The sequence below is a fragment of the Aeromonas sp. QDB54 genome, from assembly GCF_027707385.1.
Taxonomy (GTDB): Bacteria; Pseudomonadota; Gammaproteobacteria; order Enterobacterales; family Aeromonadaceae; genus Aeromonas; species Aeromonas hydrophila.
On the sequence record NZ_JAPCIT010000009.1, the window covers coordinates 47,786 to 71,314 of the forward strand.

Annotated in this window: 17 protein-coding genes; 7 read left to right on the top strand and 10 right to left on the bottom strand. The window is 59.6% G+C overall.

Annotated features, from left to right (window positions below; all coding sequences use genetic code 11):
* Positions 1-77: 77 nt before the first annotated feature.
* Positions 78-1,592: a flagellin N-terminal helical domain-containing protein gene (locus PG881_RS10930; protein ID WP_270799909.1), complete on the bottom strand. Its 1,515-nt coding sequence runs from the start codon at positions 1,590-1,592 to the stop codon at positions 78-80.
* A gap of 347 nt (positions 1,593-1,939) precedes the next feature.
* On the opposite strand from PG881_RS10930, the gene PG881_RS10935 reads away from it, so the two are divergent.
* A complete protein-coding gene (locus tag PG881_RS10935; protein ID WP_024944750.1) occupies positions 1,940-3,133 on the top strand; it encodes a class I SAM-dependent methyltransferase in 1,194 nt (397 codons plus the stop codon).
* Positions 3,134-3,613: 480 nt separating this feature from the next.
* On the opposite strand, the gene PG881_RS10940 is transcribed toward PG881_RS10935, so the two are convergent.
* A complete protein-coding gene (locus tag PG881_RS10940; protein ID WP_270799915.1) occupies positions 3,614-4,258 on the bottom strand; it encodes a glutathione S-transferase family protein in 645 nt (214 codons plus the stop codon).
* Between the two features lie 260 nt (positions 4,259-4,518).
* On the opposite strand from PG881_RS10940, the gene PG881_RS10945 reads away from it, so the two are divergent.
* The 4 genes from PG881_RS10945 (at position 4,519) to PG881_RS10960 (ending at position 8,893) form a co-directional block, all read left to right on the top strand.
* The gene (locus PG881_RS10945; protein ID WP_202001055.1) at positions 4,519-5,703 is read left to right on the top strand and encodes an acyltransferase family protein; all 1,185 of its coding nucleotides are present in this window, start codon (positions 4,519-4,521) and stop codon (positions 5,701-5,703) included.
* A 383-nt stretch (positions 5,704-6,086) separates the two neighbouring features.
* Positions 6,087-7,124: a selenide, water dikinase SelD gene (gene selD / locus PG881_RS10950; protein ID WP_270799920.1), complete on the top strand. Its 1,038-nt coding sequence runs from the start codon at positions 6,087-6,089 to the stop codon at positions 7,122-7,124.
* On the top strand, positions 7,121-8,221 hold the full coding sequence (mnmH, locus tag PG881_RS10955) for a tRNA 2-selenouridine(34) synthase MnmH (RefSeq protein WP_270799922.1): 1,101 nt from the start codon (positions 7,121-7,123) through the stop codon (positions 8,219-8,221). Before selD ends, mnmH begins: the two co-directional genes overlap by 4 nt.
* Positions 8,222-8,248: 27 nt before the next feature.
* Complete coding sequence (locus PG881_RS10960) at positions 8,249-8,893, top strand: MBL fold metallo-hydrolase (protein ID WP_270799923.1); 645 nt, start codon at positions 8,249-8,251, stop codon at positions 8,891-8,893.
* Here the strand turns inward: PG881_RS10960 and PG881_RS10965 are convergent.
* From PG881_RS10965 to PG881_RS10995, 7 genes are all read right to left on the bottom strand, one after another.
* Complete coding sequence (locus PG881_RS10965; protein WP_270799925.1) at positions 8,883-9,884, bottom strand: response regulator; 1,002 nt, start codon at positions 9,882-9,884, stop codon at positions 8,883-8,885. The genes PG881_RS10960 and PG881_RS10965 overlap by 11 nt on opposite strands.
* Positions 9,881-13,051 carry a hybrid sensor histidine kinase/response regulator gene (locus PG881_RS10970; protein WP_270799927.1) on the bottom strand — a complete coding sequence of 1,057 codons (3,171 nt, stop codon included), beginning with the start codon at positions 13,049-13,051 and terminating at the stop codon, positions 9,881-9,883. Before PG881_RS10970 ends, PG881_RS10965 begins: the two co-directional genes overlap by 4 nt.
* A gap of 205 nt (positions 13,052-13,256) precedes the next feature.
* The gene (gene rplY / locus PG881_RS10975) at positions 13,257-13,544 is read right to left on the bottom strand and encodes a 50S ribosomal protein L25 (RefSeq protein ID WP_024945378.1); all 288 of its coding nucleotides are present in this window, start codon (positions 13,542-13,544) and stop codon (positions 13,257-13,259) included.
* 106 nt (positions 13,545-13,650) lie between these two features.
* Positions 13,651-14,517, bottom strand: a complete 867-nt coding sequence (locus PG881_RS10980) for a hypothetical protein (protein WP_270799929.1) — start codon at positions 14,515-14,517, stop codon at positions 13,651-13,653.
* Between the two features lie 66 nt (positions 14,518-14,583).
* Positions 14,584-18,483, bottom strand: coding sequence for an ATP-dependent RNA helicase HrpA (gene hrpA / locus PG881_RS10985; RefSeq protein ID WP_270799932.1), 3,900 nt, complete (start codon positions 18,481-18,483; stop codon positions 14,584-14,586).
* A gap of 219 nt (positions 18,484-18,702) precedes the next feature.
* Positions 18,703-19,125 (bottom strand): CBS domain-containing protein, encoded by a 423-nt coding sequence (locus PG881_RS10990; RefSeq protein ID WP_017408387.1) that lies wholly within the window; start codon positions 19,123-19,125, stop codon positions 18,703-18,705.
* A gap of 84 nt (positions 19,126-19,209) precedes the next feature.
* Complete coding sequence (locus tag PG881_RS10995; protein ID WP_011706072.1) at positions 19,210-20,280, bottom strand: helix-turn-helix transcriptional regulator; 1,071 nt, start codon at positions 20,278-20,280, stop codon at positions 19,210-19,212.
* 170 nt (positions 20,281-20,450) lie between these two features.
* On the opposite strand from PG881_RS10995, the gene PG881_RS11000 reads away from it, so the two are divergent.
* Both PG881_RS11000 and PG881_RS11005 read left to right on the top strand, forming a co-directional pair.
* A complete protein-coding gene (locus tag PG881_RS11000) occupies positions 20,451-20,963 on the top strand; it encodes a hypothetical protein (RefSeq protein WP_270799935.1) in 513 nt (170 codons plus the stop codon).
* Between the two features lie 357 nt (positions 20,964-21,320).
* Entirely contained in the window at positions 21,321-23,009 is a 1,689-nt protein-coding gene (locus PG881_RS11005; protein ID WP_333563422.1) for an ArnT family glycosyltransferase, read from the top strand.
* Positions 23,010-23,194: 185 nt separating this feature from the next.
* Here PG881_RS11005 and PG881_RS11010 read toward each other — a convergent pair whose 3' ends face one another.
* Positions 23,195-23,524, bottom strand: coding sequence for a YbaB/EbfC family nucleoid-associated protein (locus tag PG881_RS11010; RefSeq protein WP_011706069.1), 330 nt, complete (start codon positions 23,522-23,524; stop codon positions 23,195-23,197).
* Between the last annotated feature and the right edge of the window lie 5 nt (positions 23,525-23,529).

Sequence of the window (23,529 nt, forward strand, 5' to 3'; positions counted from 1 at the left end):
TCACAATCATCTGCCAAGGGAGAAATCCCTTTGTTGAACTCATGGCACTGCAGAGTGCCATGAGTTCAACTTGCTGCTCATGACTGCAGCAGACTAAGTGCCATATTGGGCCGACTATTGGCCTGACTTAATATGGATGAGCTGGCCTGCTGCAAGATCTGGGTACGAACCAGACGCGCCGACTCACTCGCCATATCGGCATCACGGATCCGTGAACGGGCAGCACTGAGGTTCTCATTAGCATTGGCAAGATTGCGCACCCGTGCATCCAGTGCATTGGCCTGCGCACCGAGTCTCGCACGCTGCACTCCCAGCTGTTTCATTCCCACATCCAGCGTCTTGATCGCTCTGCTGGCATTGTCATTATTCAGAACATCAATGTTATCAATGGTGTATTTCTTCTTGTCTGCTTGATAAAAGCCCAGCGCATTCAAGCTAGCCCCTTGCATATCGATGTTAGAGTACTTGTCGCCTGATGAATGCAGCTCTATCTGACCGATATATGTCGTGGGGGTAACGTCAGGCAACAGAGCGCTCAAAGAGGAGTTGCTGCTCACTGGAAGTGCCGGTGGAGCGGGCTGCGGAGGGGCCGTTGTGCCATTGGCCAGCGCCAGGCTGTTGCCCTGAGCACTATGCATGGTCAAAGCATTGCTGGCGGGATTTCTGTTGTTGGAGGCACTCACATAAAAACCCAGACCTGCCGCTTGAGCAGTACTGTTGATGCGCTGAACCACGGTTGCCATGATGGCACTATTTTTCGCTGTCGGATTGACCGGATCCCATCCAGTCATGTCAATGCCGGTAGTCAAGTCCACAGAGTGGCCTGCCACATCGATATAGGATGGCAAGGCGGATAAATCGACTGCGGAGGCGACTGAAAAAGGCAGTTGTTGCGCTTTTACCGGCCCCTCATTATTGGGGAAAGTGGTGCCATTGATATCTGCCACGAATGCTTCCAGGGTGGAATAATCCTTGTCAAAGGTCACGCCATTGAGAGTCACAGGTTGAGATGAAAGTTTGAGATCAGCAATGTCATATGCTCCCGGCTTGCTGCCTGCCGGACTGCGCGCTTGCCACTCCATCTCTCCCAAATTTTTGGTCTGGGCATTGAGATCGGTAATGATGGTATTTTGTCCTGCATAAGCACCGACCGAAAAAATGCCTTTGTAGCTCCCCGCCAGCAGATCCTGTCCGGCAAACCGGGTGCCTGTGGCAATCCGGTCCATCTCCAACTGCAGTTGCTTGAATTCAGCATTCAAGGCCGCGCGATCCTCTGCCGTATTGGCACCGCTTCCCGACTGAAGAGCCAAGGTGCGCATTCTCTGCATCAGGTTTACCGACTCATCGAGTGCACCATCGGCCACATTGATGACCGAGATCCCATCATTGGCATTGCGGATCGCCGTGTTGGTTCCGTTCACTTCACTGGTAAGACGATTGCTGATCTGCAAGCCGGCTGCATCATCGGCGGCACTGTTGATACGCAGTCCGGATGACAGTCGTCGATATACAGAGTCCAGCGTATTTGCTGACTGACCAAGATGGCGAGACGCATTGAGGGCAGAAACATTGGTGGCAATAGAAAGTGACATGGACAGCTCGATGCAAGGAAAGATTCAAAATAGCCCCCACTCTATCGACATCACCAAATGGCTCTTTAGAGGAAATCTCACAAAATAAAGATAAAAATACCAATATGGATATATTTTGCGCATCAAGAAACGATTATTGAACATAAATTAAGCACCTCAAACCACAGCCACTGAAATAAGCAGTCTGCAACACCAACAAGAAATCTCCTCAAACTGCGCATATCCTGCATCCAACCATTGTCCAACGGCAAAGATGAGTCATTCGTCATATACCAGCAAAGACTGGCTTAGCCGCCCTATTGCCCTTAGAATGTGGCCCCTTTTCTTTTGACCATCTGGCAATCCCCATGAGCGCTTCCATCTATCTCGTCAAAGGCCGCGAAAAATCCCTGCTGCGTCGCCACCCCTGGATCTTCTCCAAGGGGATCGAGCGGGTACAGGGCAACCCCATCGATGGCGATACCGTCGAGATCTACACCCAGGATGGCAAGTGGCTCGCCCGCGGTGCCTGGTCCGGCAGCTCCCAGATCCGCGCCCGGGTCTGGACCTTCGACAAAGATGAAACCGTCGATCTCGACTTCTTCATCCGTCGCCTCAAATACGCCCAGGAGTCCCGCGACGGGCTCATCAAGCGTCAGGGCCTCACCGGCTATCGCCTCTGCGCCGCCGAATCCGACGGCCTGCCGGGTCTGACCATCGACCGTTATGCCGACTTTCTGGTGTGCCAAATTCTCTCCGCCGGCGCCGAGTTCCAGCGCGATCTGATAACGCAAGCACTGCGCACTCTCTACCCCGAGTGCAGCATCTATGAACGCTCCGACGTGGCGGTACGCAAGAAGGAAGGGCTGAAAGAGCGCACCGGTGTCATCTATGGCGAGACCCCGACCGAGCCGGTGGTGATCGAGGAGAATGGCGGCGTCAAGATCCTGGTGGACATTCGCAACGGCCACAAGACCGGTTTCTATCTGGATCAGCGGGATAACCGCCAGGCTGCCGCCAAGTACACCGAAGGCAAGCGGGTGCTCAACTGCTTCTGCTACACCGGTGGTTTTGGCGTCTACGCCCTCAAGGGCGGCGCCAAGGAAGTGGTCAACGTCGATCTCTCCCAAAATGCGCTGGACATCGCCCGCCAGAACGCCGAACTGAACGGGCTGGATACCAGCAACACCCAGTTCGTCCGTCACGACGTGTTCAAGCTGCTGCGTGAATACCGCGAGAAGGGCGAGAAGTTCGATGTCATCGTGCTGGATCCGCCCAAGTTTGCCGAGAGCAAGGCCCAACTGCTGGGCGCCTGTCGCGGCTACAAGGACATCAACATGCTGGCGTTCCAGCTGCTGGCACCGGGTGGCGTGCTGCTGACCTACTCCTGCTCCGGCCTGATGGAGCAGAGCCTGTTCCAGAAGATCGTCGCCGATGCGGCGCTCGATGCCGGCCGCGACGCCCAGATCCTGGAGCTCTTGTCCCAGGCATCCGATCACCCCATCGGTACCGCCTATCCGGAAGGCTTCTACCTCAAGGGGCTGGTGGTGCGCGCCCGCTAAGCCGAGCAGACCAGCGCCCCCCCCTTGTTCCCGGTTCCAGATCCGGGCCAGGACTGGGTCCGGCAAGCCATCAAAAAGCCCGCGATCAAAGCGGGCTTTTTTATGCAGCCGCCAAAGAGATAACCGCCCCCCGACTTTGCCACCAGCAGCGATGGGTGCTCCTGTCTCTCCTCTTCAACTGACGACTGCCATCCTTAAGCTGGAATTGCCGCCTCGTTAGCCCGATCCTCATCTCTCTTTCACCCTAAGCATGGCATACACAGTCCGCCAGCAGAGACATGCCCGGTATTTGTTTTATGCAAAAACATGAAATATTACGCATCAACATTAAAAATCCCTCGGGGAAATATCGGCCATAAACGCATACTCACTCACCTGAATGAATATCACTGTTTTTTCCCTGCGGTTGATGCCGCCATGCCCTGTCCGCCTCGCACATTGCCCGGGGCGGCAATGCCCGCCCGCCACAAACCATTCCGTTCAGTCACGCGCCGGCGCGCCCAGCGGAAAATAGTGTCGAAATGGCCTGCCCTCCTCCACTACCCGCACGATGGAGGGATGGCTAAGCAGCCGGGCGCGATAAGCACGCAGACGGCCATAGCCAACGGGGATCTCGTGGGCCCAGTCGGCGTAGAAGAGCGAGGGGGCGGCGGCGCAATCGGCCAGCGTGAAGCCAGCGCCGGCAATCCAGTGGCGCCCTTCGAGCCGCAGATCGAGCCAGGGGTAGATCTGATCGAGCAGCTCGCGGGCCTCCGATACGCCATAGCGGTCGCGATCCGCGACCGGGCGCAGTGCATCCAGCACCACTTTTTGCATCGGCGTCATCACATAGTTGTCGAAGACGCGATCCAGCATATGCACCCCCAGACCCGCATCGCCAGGCGGGATCAGGCTGACGGGGCCCGGGTGGTGCGCCTGCAGATGGGCGACTATGGTGCTGCTCTCGAGAATGCAGCGACCGTCATCGAGCAACACGGGAAAGCGCTTGAGTGGCCACAGGGCGGCAAGTTCGGCGTTGGCCGCCGGCTCTTCGAGATTCAGGTATTCGAACGGGGTGGCATTCTCGTAGAGGGCGATCAGCACCTTCTGGCTGTAGGATGAGAAAGGATGGGCATAGAGTTTCATCGGGACAATCCTTGCACGCTGATGGATGACTTCCCTAGTCTAGATCCCCTCTTCACCTTCGCTGCAGCGCTTATTCCTTGCTGGTTTTTGGATGATAAATGCGCATTCATGACGACAATCACACCCGTATGGCTCTCTTTTAGGTAGGGTGATCCCGCCTGTGGCCGCCAAGCCAGGGCAGCCGACTCATCAGGGTTGATGAGCGGCACCACAACAAAAATTGATGTCAGGCCAAGCTGAACATCATCAAGGATCCCGTCATGAATCAATCATTGCCGCTGTTGACGCCGCTGCGGGGCATCGCTGCCCTGATGGTGGTGCTGTTCCACGCCCGCTTGCTGCTCTTTCCCCAGTGGATGGAGTCGATCGCCGGCCACACCCAACTCATCGAGAACGGCTACCTCTGGGTCGATCTGTTCTTTATTTTGAGCGGGCTGGTGCTGGCCCACGTCTACGGGGAGGCCTTCGCCCGCACGCCCCGCACCATAAGTTATGGCCGCTTCCTCTGGCTGCGACTGACCCGGGTTTATCCCCTCTACCTGGTGACCCTGCTGCTGCTGGTGGGGTGGGAGCTCTACAAGGCCCACCATGGGATTGGCTTCTACGCCGGCCCCCTGTTCAAAATGTGGGAGTGGGAGGGGATGCCTCCTTTCGGCTCGCCCTTTACCCCGGCCGAGGCGCTGCCAAGCAGCCTGTTGCTGCTGCAGGTGGTGACCGATCACGGATTGACCTGGAACTTCGCCGCCTGGTCGCTCAGCGTGGAGTGGATTAGCTATCTGCTGTTTCCGCTGCTCATTCCCCTCGCCGTCACCCACAGCCGCTGGAGCAACCTCGCCCCCTTGCTGGCCCTGACTGTGCTGGCCTTTATCGTGCACAGCCGGGGTACCCTGGATGTCACCAGCGGGGCGCTGGCCATCGGGCGCGGTGTGAGTGAATTCGTGCTCGGCCTCTGGCTGCTGCCGAAGGTGAAGGCTGCCCGCCAGTGGCCCATGATGCAGCAGGATCTGCCGCTGCTGATCGCCTTTCTGCTCCCCTTCGCACTGATGCAGTTCACCATGACGCCGCAGCTGACCCTGCTGCTGATCAGCGCCTACGTGTTGCTGATCTGGATTGCCGCCTGCCAGGGCGATCGCCAGAGCCCGCTGCTGCGCCTGCTGGATAACCGCGTCACCAACTGGCTGGGGGATCTCTCCTACTCCATCTACCTGCTGCACGCCCTGGTGCTGCTCACCGGCTGCGAGCTTGTCCACTATCTGGCGCCAGGGCTCACCGCGTGGTGGTACGCCCAGACCAACCCCTTGCTGGGTGTGCTGGCCACGTTGTTGATGCTGGCGGTGCTGATCGGGCTCTCGGCGCTGAGCTACACCCTGCTGGAGCGGCCGCTGCAACGGCGTCTGCGCCGGCTCGGCAAAACTCGCCAGCCGGTAATGGAGCAAGCCGGCTAAGTTCCCCACCAAAAGATGGCCCCGATGGCAGCATGGCTCGCCTTCGGGGCTACGCCGGGGGAGGACCTTGCCGGCGTCATGCCCAACGGATCCCTTCCTCTAAACCCGCCAATTCCCTGCGCTTTGTGTGAATTCCAGTTCGAACCTGAAAGACCATTTATGGCATAATGGCCCGTCCTGTGGCCCTTGGCGGGGCTGCGCCGGCGCATCTGTCGCCTCTCCTCCCCCGTCCTGCCAGACTGCCTTGCACGGCTGCCTGACATCGCTGCGCTCAAAGCCAGCCAAGGCCACCCGAATTTCGCGCGCATACGCGCACATTTGACGGCTCCACAGAGCCGCTGCACTTATTTGTACACGCAAGTTTGCACACACAAGGGGAAAGTATGTCTTCCATTCGTCTGACCCAATACAGCCACGGCGCTGGCTGCGGCTGCAAAATCTCTCCCAAGGTGCTCGACACCATTCTCAAAAGCCAGATCCCGGGCTTTGACGACCCGACGCTGGTGGTCGGCAACAGCAGCAAGGATGACGCGGCCGTGGTCGATATCGGCAACGGTCAGGGTATCGTCTCCACCACCGACTTCTTCATGCCCATCGTCGATGATCCCTTCACCTTCGGCCGCATCGCCGCCACCAACGCCATCAGCGACATCTACGCCATGGGCGGCAAACCCATCGTCGCCATCGCCATCCTCGGCTGGCCCATCAACACCCTGGCGCCGGAAATGGCCCAGCAGGTGATCGACGGCGGCCGCCAGGTATGCCACGAAGCGGGTATTTCTCTGGCCGGCGGCCACAGCATCGATGCCCCCGAGCCCATCTTCGGCCTCGCGGTGACCGGTATCGTGCCGCTCAACGCCATCAAGCAGAACGACACCGCCAAGGTGGGTGATACCCTCTATCTGACCAAGCCCCTTGGCATCGGCATCCTCACCACCGCCCAGAAGAAGGGCAAGCTCAAACCCGAGCACGAGCAACTGGCCCCCAACGCCATGTGCACCCTCAACAAGATTGGCCAGCGCTTTGCCGAGCTACCCGGCGTACACGCCATGACCGACGTGACCGGCTTTGGTCTGGCCGGCCATCTGCTGGAGATGTGCGAAGGTTCCGGCGTCAGTGCCCGCCTGGACTTCAAGGCGCTGCCGCTGCTGGACGAGGTGGATTACTACCTGAGTGAGGGCTGCGTACCGGGCGGTACCCTGCGCAACTTCGACTCCTATGGCGACAAGCTGGACGCCATGGATGATCGCACCCGCAACATCCTGTGCGACCCGCAGACCAGCGGCGGCCTGCTGGTAGCCGTCGGTAAAGAAAGTGAAGCCGAGCTCCTCGCCATTGCCGCACAGGCAGGGTTGACCCTCTCCCCCATCGGCCAGCTGCAGGCCCGCACCGGCAACCAGTTCATCGAGGTTGTCCAATGAGTGCACTGCCACTGGCCACGGATTACGCCCGGATTTTTCTGGATGACGTTCCGCTCATCGACCTGCGCGCGCCCATCGAGTTCAAGGAGGGGGCCTTCCCCTGCTCGACCAATCTGCCATTGATGACGGATGATGAGCGGGCTCAGGTCGGTACCTGCTTCAAGCAGCAGGGGCAGGCGGCCGCCATCGCACTGGGCCATCAACTGGTCGGTGGCGCCGTACGGGCAGAACGCCTCGAGGGCTGGCTGGCCCAGCTGTGCCGGCAACCGGATGCCGTGCTCTACTGCTTTCGCGGCGGCCTGCGCTCGCAAACGGTGCAGCAGTGGCTGCATGAAGCTGGGGTCACCCGCCCGCGGATCGCCGGCGGCTACAAGGATCTGCGCCGCTTCCTCATCGACACGCTCGATGGGGCGGCGGCAGAGTGCCAGTGGACCGTGCTGACCGGCATGACCGGCTCCGGCAAGACCCACATGCTGGCCGAGGTGTCCCAGGCGCTCGATCTGGAAGGCCATGCCTGCCACCGGGGATCCTCCTTTGGCCAGCTGCCCGGCGGCCAGCCCGGCAACATCAACTTTGAAAACAACATGGCCATCGAGCTGCTCAAGCGCCGCCACAAGGGCGAACAGGCCTTCGTGGTAGAGGACGAGAGCCGGCTCATCGGTCGCTGCTGCCTGCCGAACACCCTGTTCGATGCCATGTGCGAGGCCCCGCTGGTGGTGGTGGATGTGCCGCAGAGCGAGCGGGCTGAACAGATCCGCCAGGACTATGTGCACGATCTCTGGCTGCGTTATCAGGCCATGTTCGGCGCTGAAGAGGGCTGGCCGCTGTTTGCCGCCTACCTGACCGATGCGCTGGCTCGCCTCAAGCGCCGTCTCGGCGATCAGGCTCACCGCGAGCTGGATGCGCTGATGCAGACGGCCCTCACCGAGCAGGCCAGCAGCGGTGATACCTCGCTGCACCTGGCCTGGATCACCCTGTTGCTGACCCGCTATTACGATCCCATGTATCTTTACCAGCTTGGCAACAAGCGCGAGCGCATCATCTTCCAGGGTGACAAGCAGGCTTGCCTCGACTTCTTTGCCAAGCAGCGCGCCTGAATCAGCGGCCCATCAAGAGGACCCCATATGTTGAAATTCGAGGTGATCCCGGTCACCCAGTTTGCCCAGAACTGCTCCCTTATCTGGTGTGACGAGACCCATCAGGCCGCCCTCATCGATCCGGGCGGCGAAGCAGACAAGCTGTTGGCCGCCATCGCCAAACGCGGGCTGACCCTAACCCATATCCTGCTGACTCACGGTCATCTGGATCACGTGGGTGCCGCTGTCGAGCTGCGGGAGAAAACCGGGGTGGCCATCACCGGCCCCCACAAAGAGGATGGGTTCTGGCTCGACATGCTGCCCCAGCAGAGCCAGATGTTCGGCTTCGCCCATACCCCCGCGTTCACGCCGGATCACTGGCTTGAGCAAGGTGACAAAGTAAAGGTGGGTCAATGCGAGCTGGAGGTGTACTTCTGCCCAGGCCACACCCCCGGCCATGTGGTGCTGCTCTCTCAAACCGAGCGGCTCGCCTGGGTGGGCGACGTGCTGTTTGCCGGCAGCATAGGTAGGACCGACTTTCCCCGTGGCGATCACGGGACGCTGATCAAGTCGATCACCGAGACCCTGCTGCCCCTTGGCGATGACATCGTCTTCATCCCCGGCCACGGTCCCAGCTCGACCTTCGGCCGCGAGCAGGCAAGCAATCCCTACCTGACGCAACCTATCTGGTGATCCCCCGCTCCTCGCGGGTGTCCCACTGGGCCTTGAGGCGCAAGATCTCCGGCATGATCTCGAGAAAGCAGGCGAGCAGCCGGGGATCGAAGTGCTGGCCAGCACCGTCACGCATCGTCACCAGCACCTGCTCCAACGGCCAAGGCTCCTTGTAAGGGCGACGCACGCTCAGGGCGTCAAACACATCGGCGATGGCCACGATCCGCGACGCCTCGGGGATCCCTTCGCCGGTTTCTCCTGCGGGATAACCCGAGCCGTCCCACTTCTCGTGGTGATGCAGGGCAATCTCCGCCGCCATCCGGAAGATGAGCCCGTCTGAGCGCTTCAAGATTTCGTAACCGATGCGCGGATGAGTGCGCATGATGGCCCACTCATCTTCGGTAAGGGGGCCGGGCTTCTTGAGGATGTGATCGGGGATCCCAATCTTGCCCATGTCGTGCATGGGGGCCGCCAGCTCCAGTAGCTCGGACTGATCCGCACTCCAGCCTGCCGCGTCGGCCAGGGCTCGGGCATAGGCGGCCATCCGCCAGATATGTACCCCGGTGTCGGTGTCGTTGTAGTGACCCGCCTCGCTCAGCATCACGATGGCGGTACGGTAGCTGCGCTCGAGCTGATCGAGGCGCACCAGCGAGAGGTGAGTGCGCACTCGGGCCCGTACTGTGCTTGGGCAGACCGGCTTGTAGATGTAATCCACCCCGCCCGCCTCGAACCCCTGGCTCTCGCTGTCCGGGTTGTCGCTCGCCGTGATGAACAGTACCGGGATCCCGGCGTGGGCCGGATCGGCCTTGAGCCGGCGGCACACCTCGTAGCCGTCCATGTCAGGCATGCGCACGTCAAGCAGGATCAGGGCCGGTTCGTGGCGCGCCACGGCGGCCAGCCCCTCCTCGCCGCCCTTGGCAAAAAAGAGGCTGTACTCCTCCTTGAGGATTTGCCGCAACAGCCCGAGGTTGCTCGGCTCGTCGTCGATGATCAACACGCGCGGTCGATTCATGATCCAGGTACCTCCCGATTGTCCAGATACCCCTCCAGCTTGCACGTCGCGAGCTGGATGTCGAACAGCTCCAGGGCCGCACTGATCTCGCTCACCAGCTCAGCAGGCAAGTAACTCTTGGCCTGGCCCAGCGCCGGTTCAATCAGTTCCAGATCCTCGCTTACAAGGGCCTCACGCAGGGCGTGCAGGCACACCTCCTGCGCTTCACCTTGCGCCAACGGGGAGCTGACGGCCCCCGGCTCGCGTCCGGCATAGAGGTCGATGGCCTGCTGCGCCCGCTCCAGCGCCTCAAGGAAGGGAGCCATCAGCTGACTGGTGTCCCCACCCTGTTCGATGGCCTCATTGAGTTCTGCACTGATGCGCGCCACATCGGTGAGCGACAGGCTGCCCGCCACCCCCTTGAGCTTGTGTGTCAGGCTCGCGGCCGCATCAGTCTCGTGCTGGGCGATGTAGTCCGGCAGCACGGTACCGACCGTCATGTAGTCATCGCGGAATCGGCGCAGGTATTTGAGATAGACGGAGGCCTCGCCCCAGTTGCGAAGCCCGGTATCGATATCAATGCCGGCCACCGGCTCCACGGCAGGTGGCGCGTCGTTGATCGTGAGCGGCACCACGCTGTCGGGCAGGTAACGCAACAGGGTCGCGATGAGCTGCTCCACGTCGAGCGGCTTGGCGATGAAATCGTTCATGCCGCAGGCCAGCGCCGCTTCGCGTTGATCCTTGAACACCCCGGCGGTGAGTGCCAGCACGGGCGTCTCCTTGTGTCCCGGCAGCTGGCGCAGGCGACGGGTCGCCTCGTAGCCATCCATCACCGGCATCTGCACGTCCATGAGCACCAGATCGATACGCTGCGCCGGGTCGGCAAGACAGGCCAGGGCCCGCTCCCCGTCGATCGCGGTGATCACCTCGGCCCCCTCCCGCTGCAGCAGGCGGGTTGCCACCTCCAGGTTGATGTCGCTGTCATCGACCAGCAGTATGTGAATGCCAGGCAGGCGCAGACGGCGCTGGCCGCTCTCCAGCAGATCCACGTGCTCGCGTTTCTCATGGATGAGGCGCGCCACTGCGTTGTAGAGGCTGGAGCCGGTGACCGGCTTGTGCAGCACCAGATCCACCTGCTCCGAGCCGGGGCGGCGCATCAACTCTTCCTGGGAATAGGCCGTTGCCATGATGATGATGGGCGAGCGATCCTGCTGCTCGAAGGCTTGGCGAATGGCCACGCAGGTCTCGAGACCGTCCATGCCCGGCATGATCCAGTCGAGCAGGATCACGTCGAAACGCTCCCCCTGCCGCAGCAGATGGTGCAAGGCCTGCTCGCCCGACTCCACCACCCGTGACTGCCAGCCGAGGGAGCCCACCGTCATCGACAGGGTGTCGCGGGTCACCTGGTTGTCGTCGGCGATAAGCAGCGAGACGTGCTGCAACCGCTCGTGGAAAGCCTCTGGCCGCTCTACCTGCTCCAGCCGGACGCGGAACCAGAACTCGCTCCCCTTGCCCAGTTCGCTGGTGACACCGATGTCGCCCCCCATCAGGTTCACCAGACGGCGACTGATGGTTAGGCCGAGCCCGGTTCCCCCAAAACGGCGGCTGGTGGAGGTGTCGGCCTGGGAGAAGGCATTGAAGATGTTGGCCTGCTGCTCGGGCGGAATGCCGATCCCGGTATCGCGCACCCGAAACAGCAAGGTGGCCATGCCGTCTTGCTCGGCTTCCAGCTCGACCCTGACTTCCACCTCCCCGCGCTCGGTGAACTTGATGGCGTTGCCGGTCAAGTTGAGCAATACCTGCTCGAGGCGCAGGGCATCCCCAACCAGGTGGGCAGCCTGCTCGGGGGCGCTGCTCACCACCAGCTCGAGGTGCTTGTTGCCAACGCAGGTGGACATGATGGCCGCCACATGATCGAGCACCTCTTCCAGGCTGAATGGCACCTGCTCGAGCTCGAGCCGGCCCGATTCAATCTTGGAAAAATCGAGGATGTCATTGATGATCCCGAGCAGAGCCTGCCCGGCCTGATGGATCTTGCGTACCAGGGCGCGCTGGCCATCGTCGAGCCCCCCCTGTTCGAGCAGGTAGGCCAGCCCCATGATGGCGTTCATGGGGGTGCGGATCTCGTGGCTCATGTTGGCGATGAAATCCCCTTTGACCCGCGCCAGTCTGGCCGCCTCCTGCTGCGCCAGCTGCTCCCGATGCCGGCTGAGCACCAGCGAGGCCACTGCGGCGCCGAACAGCAACAGCAAGATGGCGCAAGTGGCCGAGATGATCCCCCAGATATGAGTGCGAATGGCCAGCAGCTCGCTGCGTGGCACCATGGAGGCAGCCTTCCAGGCCAGCTGATCGTGATTCAGTGCCGGGTACAGCGTGGTCCAGCTCCACAGACCGTCGGCAAGCTCAACCTGGCCGCTCGAAGCCCCCAGGAATGCCTGCCAGGCCTGGGGAGAATACTGCTTCAAGGTGAGGTCCGGACGCTCGAGCATGAAGCCCCACTCTTGTGCCGGATCCGGGCTGCGCAGCCAATAGCCATCCTGATTGAGCAGCATGGTATGATCGGCGGCCCTGCCACTGCTGTTGGCGAATACCTTGAGCATACGGCCGGCCTGCACGTTGATGAGCAGCAAACCCAGATCGCGATTTCCCAGGCGCAGGCGCTTGGCAATACGGATCATGGGATTGAAGGGACGATCGATCACCCCCTGCTCGACGTTGAGATCAAGCGGCGAGACGTAAATCCGCTCCCAGGGCAGCGCCATGGCATCGCGGAAATAGTAACGATCCTTTTTGTTTTGCAGCTGGTCATCGGGCACACGCTGCAGATGCTGGCCCTGACGATTGAAGCGCACCAACTCCATGCCATCGGGCGCCAGCCAGCGTACCTGGGCATAGTCAGGATTGCGGTTCATCAACACGGTAAACTGGGCGGCAATGTTGTCACGCTCGTTGCGACCCGCCGCCTCGAGCAGGATTGGTTCTTCAGACATGCTGCGCACATGGCGCAGCGGCACCGCCAGTTCGTCATCGAGACGACCGCTGGCAAGCGACAGGAAGGTGCTCTCATCGCTGCGTACACGGTAGAGCTCGCGCTCGATCAGTGCGTCACCCAGCAGATACCCACCCACCAAAACCAGTACCAGAATGGGTGTGAACAGCAGGAAATATCCCCGTATGATTCCCTTCATCACGGTCAACATTACCCCGTATTTGGACTTGTTCGAATACTTTATAGATGCCAGAGCATCACAGTTGGTGTGTTGCTGTCAATCATGCCTTCAAGTAAAGACTAACAGTACTATTTGAGTATTTTATTTTTATCGGGGAAAAATGCTGTAAAAACAAAGAGGCCACCCAATTGGGTGGCCTCTTTACTGGAACGTTTGCTGTCGATTAAACGCGAACGAAGTCCAGGTGAACCAGCTTGTAACGTACCGGGTGACGCTGGATAGCCTTCACTTTCACGTTAACTTCTTCGCCGTTGATAACCAGAGTCAGTACAGACTCGTAGAATTCCGGCTTTTCTTGGGCCAGGATGAATTTCTTGTGGTCAACGGTGATGGACTGGGCTTCTTTGCCTGCACCGTAAACGATGGCAGGAACTTGGTCAGCATGACGCAGGCGGCGGCTCGCACCTTTCCCCAGGTCAGAACGGACTTCAGCTTGGAATACGAAAGACATAATGTTTATCTCATATGGATGAATGTATGGTGTTGACTGCGACCGGTCAGCACCTCGCAAAACGAGGGCGCATACTATCACGGGCCCCGAACAGTGACAAGAGACCTTAACGCCCCTGCTCCAAGCGGGCAAAGCGCTGCTGCCGCTGAGCCGGGCTCAGGGCATCGAAGCGGGCCAGGGTCTGTGGCGCCGGACAATACAGGGTGTCTCCGGCCTTGACCCGAATGCCGTTGCCCATCAGCGCCCGATTGTCATCGACGATGGCCAGCAGATAGCTGTAGGTATCCCCCGCCGCCCCCGTCACGGTACCGCTCTGGGCCAGCATGGCGGCGATGCGCCAGAGCGTCTCCCCCGCCGCAACCTGATGACATACCCGTTTGCCGCCCGCCGCTGGCGCCGCCAGCGTGAGGGTACTGCCGGTCGGCTCGCTTGCCAGTGAAACCAGCGCGGGATCCTGCGCCTCACCTGCTTGTGCAAGCAGCGTCGCAGGCGCTTGCCAGTCCGCGGCTCGCAGATTCAGAACGGCCAGCAGGGGCTCGGCATCCTCTGTACTATTGCTACGGGGCTGACCTGGTCGCTGTGGCGCGGCAAACTCGGCCATGAAGGGCACACCAAGGGTGGCCACCTCTTGCTGCTGATGCTGCTGGTAAGGGGGAGCCGCAACGGGTGCCAGCCCGTAGGCCGCCTCGTCAATGCGCCTTAACCTGGCCAGATAGGCCTTGGAAAGCTCCGCCTCCCCTTCGAACAGATCGAACGGTGGCACCAGCCTGGCCGGAAACAGCACCTGCCAGCGCCCCTTCTTCTTCTTGAGTTCCAGGGTGGGAAATTGATTGCCCCGCCAGGCCACGAACATGGCGGGCGGGGTGCGTTGCAGCGGGTAGTATTCCGGATTCAGTTGCACCCAGGTTTGCTCGGCAATGGGTTGATAGCCACTGATGTTGACCATCGCCATCCCTAACCAGATTCCAAGCATCCTTGCTCCTCCGTCAGCGTCCAACCGGCCGGCAATACGGCACCGGCCTCTCTCCTTTACAGCAGATTAGCACTGAGCGATAGCGTTCAGCACCCGTTTATCCGACACCGGATAGGGGGTTCCCAGATTCTGGGCAAAAAACGACACCCGCAGCTCCTCGATCATCCAGCGGATATTGGCCACCTCGGTGGGAATAAGCTGGGATTTGGGGATCTTGGCGAGCAGCGCCTTGTACTCCGACTCCACGCTGTGTACCTTGAGCATGTAGACCCGATCCCGGTTGGGATCGATGGCAAGCTTCTCCAGGCGCCGCTCGATGGCCCGCATGTAGCGCAGCAAGTCAGGCAGCCGCTGCCAGCCGGTCTCGGTGACAAAGCCCTTGTGGATGAGGTTGCCCAGCTGCTGCTGGATGTCGGACATGGCAAAAGCGGTGTCGAGCTGCATCTTGCCCTTGAGCCGTTTCTTGATCTCATGGGAGAGGGTCAGCACGGCTTCCACCTGCTTGGCCACTTCCACCACCGCATCGTTGAGCTCGGCGCGGACATACTCCTTGAGCGCCTCGAAACCGGCCTCGTCCCACGCCATGCCGCCGTGCTGCTCGATGAGCTTGTCGCAACCACAGGCGATACAGTCGTCGATAAGCTCGGCCACCTTGCCAAACGGGTTGAAATAGAGCCCCAGCTTGGCCTTGTTGGGCAGCTTCTCCTGCAGATACTTGATGGGCGATGGCACGTTGAGCAGCACCAGCCGGCGCTGACCGGCCCACATCAGCTGCTGCTGCACCACCGGGCTCTCCACCAGCTGGATGGCGACCGAATCCTTCTCATCTACCAACGCCGGATAGGCCTTCACCTCGAACCCGCCCCGCTTCTGACTGTACTCTTGCGGCAGCTCGCCAAAGCTCCACAGGGTGAGGCCAGACTGCTCGATATCATCGTCCGCCACTTGTGACAGAGTCTCCTGCACCTTGCCGCGCAGCGACTCTTTCAAGGCCTCCAGATCTTTGCCTTCCGCCACCTTCTTGTGTTTGTCGTCCACCACCCGGAAGGTGAGTTTCAGGTGTTCGGGCACCGCAGCCCAGTCCCAGGATTCGCGGGGCACGGTCACACCGGTCATGCGGCGCAGCTGGCGCTCCATCTCGTCCAGCAGCGGCCCCTGCTCGGGGTTGATGCTGGCGAGCAGTGCATCGGCATAGTTGGGCGCCGGCACAAAGTTCTTGCGCATCGGCTTTGGCATCGACTTGATGAGAGCCACCAACAACTCATGGCGCAGCCCCGGGATCAGCCACTCGAACCCCTTCACCTCCACCTGGTTCAGGAGCGGCAGCGGAATATGCAGGGTCACACCATCTGCCGCCTCCCCCGGCTCGAACTGATAGGTCAACTTGAGCTTGAGGCGCCCCTGCTGCCAGAAATTGGGGTAGTCGAGATCGCTGATATGGGCGGCATCCCCCTTCATCAACATCTCTTTCTCGAAGTTGAGCAGCTCGGCGTCCTGCTTTTGCGCCTCTTTCCACCACTTGTCGAAGTGGCGGCTTGATATCACCTCCTCCGGCAAGCGGGCATCGTAGAAGCGGAACAAGTCCTCATCGTCCACCAGGATGTCGCGCCGACGGGACTTGTGCTCCAGCGCCTCCACCTCGGCCAGCAGCTTGCGGTTATCGCTGAAGAAGCGATGGCGGGTCTCGAAATCCCCCTCCACCAGGGCACGGCGGATAAACAGCTCACGGCACAGCGCCGGATCGATGCGACTGAAGTTGATGGTGCGCTCATTGACCAGGGCCAGGCCATAAAGCGTCACCTTCTCCTTGGCCATCACGGCGCCATTTTTCTTCGACCAGTGGGGGTCGCTATGGTGCAGCTTGATGAGGTGACCTGCCAGCGGCTCCACCCACTCGGGTTCAATCTTGGCGTTGATGCGAGCGTAGAGGCGCGAGGTCTCCACCAGCTCGGCGGCCATCACCCACTTGGGTGGCTTCTTGAACAGACCCGAGGCCGGGAACAGGTGGAAGCGGCCATTGCGGGCCCCGAGGAATTCGGGCTTTTCCAGATCCTTGTTGCCGATATGGCTCAAGAGGCCGGTCAGCAGCGCGCAGTGCACCGTCTTGAAATCCGCCGGTTCATGGTTGGCTTTAAAACCCAGCTCTTTGACCGTCTGGCGCAGCTGGAAGTGAATGTCCTGCCACTCGCGCACCCGTAGGTAGGAGAGAAACTCCTTCTGACACATGCGGCGGAACGGGTTGCTGCCCAGGGCATCCTGCTGCTCTTTCAGGTAATTCCACAGATTGACGAAGGCGAGGAAGTCAGAATCCTTGTCTTCGAAGCGTCTGTGCTGCTCGTCGGCGGCCTGCTTCTTCTCCATGGGCCGCTCGCGAGGATCCTGAATGCTGAGAGCGGCCGTGATCACCATCACCTCGCTCAGGCAACCGGTCTGCGCCGCGCTGATCACCATCTTCGCCAGACGCGGATCAAGGGGGATGCGCGAGAGCTGGCGACCGGTCTCGGTCAGCTGCAGTTTCGCTTCGCGATCACCGGTGGCGGGCAGCTCGCGCACCGCCTCCAGCTCTTTGAGCAGGGTCAGGCCGTCCTTGATATGGCGCGACTCAGGCGGCTCAACGAAGGGGAAGGCCTCCATGTTGCCAAGGCCGAGCGCCAGCATCTGCAGGATGACGGAGGCCAGGTTGATGCGCAGGATCTCGGGATCGGTGAAGGCCGGACGGCCGTTGAAATCCTCCTCGGAGTAGAGACGGATACAGATACCGTCCGCCACCCGACCGCAACGCCCCTTACGCTGATTGGCGCTGGCCTGGGAAACCGGTTCGATGGGCAGGCGCTGCACCTTGGTGCGCCAGGAGTAGCGGCTGATGCGAGCGGTACCCGGATCGATCACATACCGGATACCGGGCACAGTGAGGGAGGTTTCCGCCACGTTGGTGGCGAGCACGATGCGCCGCCCTGCGTGTTGCTGGAACACCTTGTTCTGCTCGGCGTTGGAGAGGCGGGCGTAGAGCGGCAGCACCTCGGTGTCGCGCAGGTTGAGCTTGCGCAAGGCATCGGCGGTATCGCGGATCTCCCGCTCGCCGTTCATGAAGATGAGGATGTCCCCCAGCCCCTCGCGGGCCAGCTCTTCCACTGCATCGAAGATCCCCTGCAGCTCGTCGCGCTCCTCCAGCCCCTCGCTCTTGTCACTGGTGAGCGGACGATAACGGACCTCCACCGGGTAGGTGCGACCTGACACTTCGATCACCGGCGCCTTGTTGAAATGGCGGGAGAAGCGCTGCGGGTCTATGGTGGCCGAGGTGATGATCACCTTGAGATCGGGGCGCCTTGGCAACAACTGCTTGAGATAGCCCAGAATGAAGTCGATGTTGAGGCTGCGCTCGTGGGCCTCATCGATGATGATGGTGTCGTACTGGGTGAGCATCCGATCGTTCTGGATCTCCGCCAGCAGGATGCCGTCGGTCATCAGCTTGATGTGAGTCTGCTCACTCACCTGATCGGTAAAGCGCACCTTGTAGCCCACGTAGTGGCCGAGTTCGGACTCCATCTCCTCGGCAATACGGGCCGCCACGGTACGGGCCGCCAGACGTCTTGGCTGGGTGTGGCCGATGAAACCCTTCACTCCGCGCCCGAGCGCCAGACAAATCTTGGGGATCTGGGTGGTCTTACCCGAGCCGGTTTCACCGGCGATGATCACCACTTGATGCTCTTCAATGGCTTTGGCGATCTCCGCCTGCTTCTGGCTGACCGGCAGGTTGTCCGGATAGGTGACCTTGGGTACGCCCGCCAAACGGGATTGGTAGCGCGCCTGTGCCGCATCCAGATCGGCGGCGATGGTCTCGAGTACGGCGGCCTGTTTGCCCTCGGGCAGCTTCTTGGCCCCGTGCAGACGGCTGGAGAGACGGCGGGCGTCGAGATTCATGCAGGCAGGGAGACGGCGGCGCAGCGCCTCGATAGAGAGAGACAAGGTACGAATTCCTTAAAAGAGTGCCCGGCAAGGGGGCCATATCGATAGCTGGGAGAGATCCTAAAGAGCGAGGCCGGAGGGTGCAAGCCTTAAAGCGGCCGCAAGGGCGATGAAAGAGGCGTTATCCGGGTAGCAAGCCCTTCATGACGGACTCACCATAAGAAAGAGCAGGCCAGATGCCTGCTCTTGGGATGACAACAGTGCCCCCATCAGCCGGGCTCAGGCCCGCGCCTTGCGCACGAAGCAGGCTCCCAGCTGGGCATGGATGGCCTGCATCACGTCGTGGCGGCTGATGACCCCAAGCAGATGCCCCTCCTCCACCACCGGGTAGATCTTGGGTTTTTGCCCCATCATCATCTCGGCCAGCTCCAGGATGCTGGTATCGGGGCCGACGGCCAGCACCTCCTTGCGCATCACGTCCCGTACCTGGGCCACCTGTTCGCAGTGATAGGCCTCTTTCAACATGACGGCGATGCAGTCCTGCTCGGAGACCCAGCCAATCAGATGACCCCGCCCATCCACCACGGGACCGCCAAGCTGACGGCTGTTGAGAAATTTTTCCACCGCCGCCTGCACCATCATCTCCGCGCTGAAGGTGATGGGCCGAGTCTGCATGTAATCCTTTGCCTTGAGTGATTCCATCCTGCATTCCCCCAACCGGCCTCCCGGCCGGGAGGCGCGAGCCGGGCACTATGTCCGGCTCACTCCAAGCATAGCTTGCATGGATCAGGAGATGGATTGCAGCAACAGCAAGAGCTCGTTCTGGCTGTGGCAGTCGGTCTTTTTGAAGACCCCTTTCAGGGTCGAGCGCACGGTTTCCACCTTGACGCCGCGCAGCTCGGCGATGTCGTTGCTGCTGTAGCCCTTGCTCATCAGCACCAGCAACTCTTTCTCGCCGATGGTGAGCGGATAGAGACTGGCCAGCGCTTCGATGTCGGGATTGAAGGAGTGTTCGGGATCCCGCAGCACCACTTCCACATACCGCTCGAAGCGGTTAAGACCGCTCATCAGGGTGCACTGGATCAGCAACGGCCGCAGATTGGGCTGACGGGGAATGGACATATAAGCGCTGGCACCGGGTAGTAGATAGGCAAAGCCATTCAATATCTCTTTGAACTGGCGTTGCTGCTCCTTATTTTGCAGCGAGAAAATACCATTGCCTGCCCGCAACTCCACGTTCTCGTCGGCAATACGATTGAAGGCCACGTTGGAATAATGAATATGCCCTTTGTCATCCACGATGGCGCTGGGTTTATTGTGGTTTTTTACCAGCTGTTGCAGCTGATAGTTCTGGGTTTCCAGGGCCAGCAGGTTCCAATAATGTTGGCTCCAGGCCGCGAGGCCAGAATAAACTTCGCCAAGGGAAGAAATTTCCTGGGCGCTGAAATCATCCTGGGTGGCCGCCCGGTAGGTACACAGGCTGCTAAGCCCCCGCCCCTTCACCCGGCAGACACCGCCGGCCGCGAACTGGGCACCGAAGCTGGCCAGCAGACCCGCCGAGTTGGACAGCGTGTTGGCGCTGACGATCCCCTGGCAGCCCTTGTCCAGATAGTGATTGAACCACACATCCTGGCGATGGTGCTGGACGTAGAACTGCTGCTGGGCCTCAGTCAAGCCGCTCGCGAAGAGCTTGATGCCATCACTCTTGTCATCATCGCGCAACAAGAACAGCGACGAGCTGCCCGACACGTCGGAGCGGAACTGATCCACTACCAACTTAATGTCAGAATCATTAATACCGCACTCATATAACTGGCTTATATAGGGCGATACCCTTTCTTTTACTAATGCCTTCACACCCGAACTCCTAATTCTTATTTTTATTGAAGTGGCATCTTACTCTGCAATGAGAAACGCGAAAAGTAGTCAAATGAACAAAGGTTTTATAACTGATCCATAAATAGTAATGATGAAACGACATAAGCGTCTTCGAAAGCGAAAATCTTAAATCCAAGTTAATGTTTTATATGATTTTTGTCGCTGATGTTGGATTTGTCTGCAACAAGGCAACAGGCCAGTACCACGGTCAATTGTGCGCAAAAGCACTCCTCTTGCATCATTTGTTGCGACAAGTTGCACTGCAGCGACAAAATCATCCCGCCAGCCGGGCCGTTGCCCCAGTTATTCTGGGCCTGCCGCTGGTGCTATGCACTCCTCGATTCGAGCGTATTGGCTGGCAACTTGTCCGGATAGCTGAGGGCAACAACCAGGGTTCTCTCGGCAACTCGAAGCGCTTTATCTCGACCTTTGTCCCCAGCATCCTCCTCATCGTCTTGGTCAACGTGGATCAGCTGGTGGTGATCTGGCTGCAGAATGAGCACACCCAAAAGACGCTATCACCTCACTTGCTGTTGACGTCTCCAGTCAAGCGAAGATCTCAACGCAATGCCATCTGCTCTGCCTGCCTTCACCATTGCCTCGATACCAGGTTCATCTTCCATCAGGAGTCGCGCATATCGAGCTCCAGAAAACCGATATGAAAAATAAAAACATGGAAGCGGTCAGCGGTATCAATATATGGCCGATATGTTTATCCATGGCTCGTCAAGCACATTGCTGACTACAGATAAAAAGAATAAGTGAAGCAATTAATGCATTTATGTTGCAAGTAGCAAAGCAAGACAAAATGTCTCACCACAATAAAGGTGAACCTCTTAAGTAATATTTGGTAACAACTTGTTCATTAGCATTCTTCAGAATATGTGATACTAGATTTAACATCGATATTTTAGTGTGATGAACCTTTATCAATATGGATATTACCATGACCCATTTTCAGACCACGGATGTCAGTCTGTTCGTTATCAAAGCGCAGCCTTGTCTGCCGAGAGGACCTCATGCAGCCCACTAGCACAGCCCCGAATACACATCTGTACGGATTATTGCTGATGGTGCTGGCCATCACCCTGATGGGCCAGTTTGGACACCAGTTGTGGACCCCCGACGAGCCTCGCGAGGCAGCCATCGCCTGGGAGATGTTCACCAGCCGTGAACTGGCCATCCCGACGCTGGGCGGCAGCAGTTTCATCGAAAAACCGCCCCTCTATTACATCCTCACCATTCCCTTTCTTGCCCTGCTCCGCGACAACCTCGGCATCACGGTGGCGCTGCGTCTGGTGGGGGCGCTGTGGGCCATGGCAACCCTGCTGTTCACCGGCCTGCTGGCCAGGCGGGTACTTGGCTCCCGCACTGCTGCGATCTGGTCGGTGATCGCCCTGGGCACCATGGAGGGCTTCATCATGAACAGCCACTGGATCCGGGTCGATACCAGCCTCGCCTTTCTCGTCGCTTTCACCATGTGGGCATTTGCCGAATGGTATCTGGCGGATCGCCAGCACATGCTCTGGTGTGCAGGGCTTGGGCTCTCCCTCTGCTTCCTAGTCAAGGGCCCTATCGGTCCCATCACCCTCTTCTTCGGCTGGCTGGCGCTGTTTCTGCCGGCACTCAAACGCCATCTTGCACGCCAGGAGGGAGGCCGCTTCGTGATACAGCACCTCGGCATGACCCTTCTGTTTATCACCCCTATCGCCGGCTGGCTGCTGGCCCTGTGGCAGCATCCTGAGGGGGAGTCGCTCTGGCAGCAGTGGTTCTGGCAAAATCAGGTGGGCAGGTTGACGGGCAGCTCGACCGAACTCGGTCACATCAAGCCCGGTGAATACCTCTTTTACCTTGGCGGGCTGGCCGAATACACCCTGCCCTGGCTGCCCCTGGTGCTGCTCTGGTGCTGGCAAACCCTGAGGCAAAAGCAGTGGAGTGCCTCCCGCCTGTTTCTGCTGAGCTGGGCGCTGTGCACCCTGCTGCTGCTCAGCATCGCCTCCACCAAGCGGACTCTTTACCTCTTTCCACTGATGCCGGTCTTTGCCCTGATGATCGGGCAACTGGGCGTCTGCTGGCCTCGCTGGCTCAATGGTTATGGCTGTGGCTGGACCTTGTTCATGTTCCTGTTTGCACTGGCGCTGCTGATGGCTCCCTTTTATCTGCCGCTGTTGCCGCTGGAAATACCCGATAACGTGCTCAGGGTCATCAGTACGCTGGGTTGGCGGCATGTATTTGCGGCCATATTGCTTATCTTTGCGGTAGAACAGTTGTGGCGCTGGCGTGAAATACACGGTGCGACCTTGCTGGCCAGCGCTGCCGGTATTATGTTTCTGCTGACGTTTATTCTGGCCTACCCCGCCATTGATGCTGCCAAAAATATGAAAGATGACACCCAATACTTCTTGGTTAAAATACCGATAGAACAACGCGCCAATATTGCCGGCTGGCAATTTGGTGAAACCGAACGCGGATTATTTTCGGTATATGGCAACTGGAAAATAACCAATGTCGACAAGGCCCGCCTCAATGCTATTTTGACCTGCAAGGACCCCGTCTATACTAGCCTGCTCATCAACCAGGATGACCCGCATTTCCAGCTGACCCAGTTGCTGGCAGAGCAGCCTTACCGGCTGCTGGCGACAGGCCACCCCAGGGTGGACAAGGATGCCCGAGCCATCTATTGGGTGAAGGGACGCTGCCTGCCTTGATGATCCCCCCTGCATGGCTGGGTTAGCACTGCACAGTTGCGCGCCAGCAGGCGACCAAACAAGACCGGCTATCGCCTTGCAAACCGGATAAAAAAACACGGCGAATACATCTCTGTATCCGCTGTGTCATCTGGTCACACCGTCATCCGCAAGTAACGCGGTACGGCGCACTTGCCAGGCCGAGCTTAGAACGGCATCTTGAAGCCGGGGGGCAGTTGCATGCCGCCGGTCAGTTCGCCCATCTTGCTCTTGTTCTGCTCTTCCACGCGACGCACGGCATCGTTGACGGCAGCGGCCACCAGATCTTCCAGCATCTCTTTGTCATCTTCCATCAGGCTCGGGTCGATCTCGATGCGGCGCACGCTGTGGCTGCCGGCCATGGTGACCTTGACCATGCCAGCGCCGGCTTCACCGACCACTTCCATCTGGGCAAGCTGCTCTTGCATCTTCTGCATGCGCTCTTGCATCTGTTGGGCCTGTTTCATCAGGTTCCCCATTCCACCTTTACCAAACATATGTC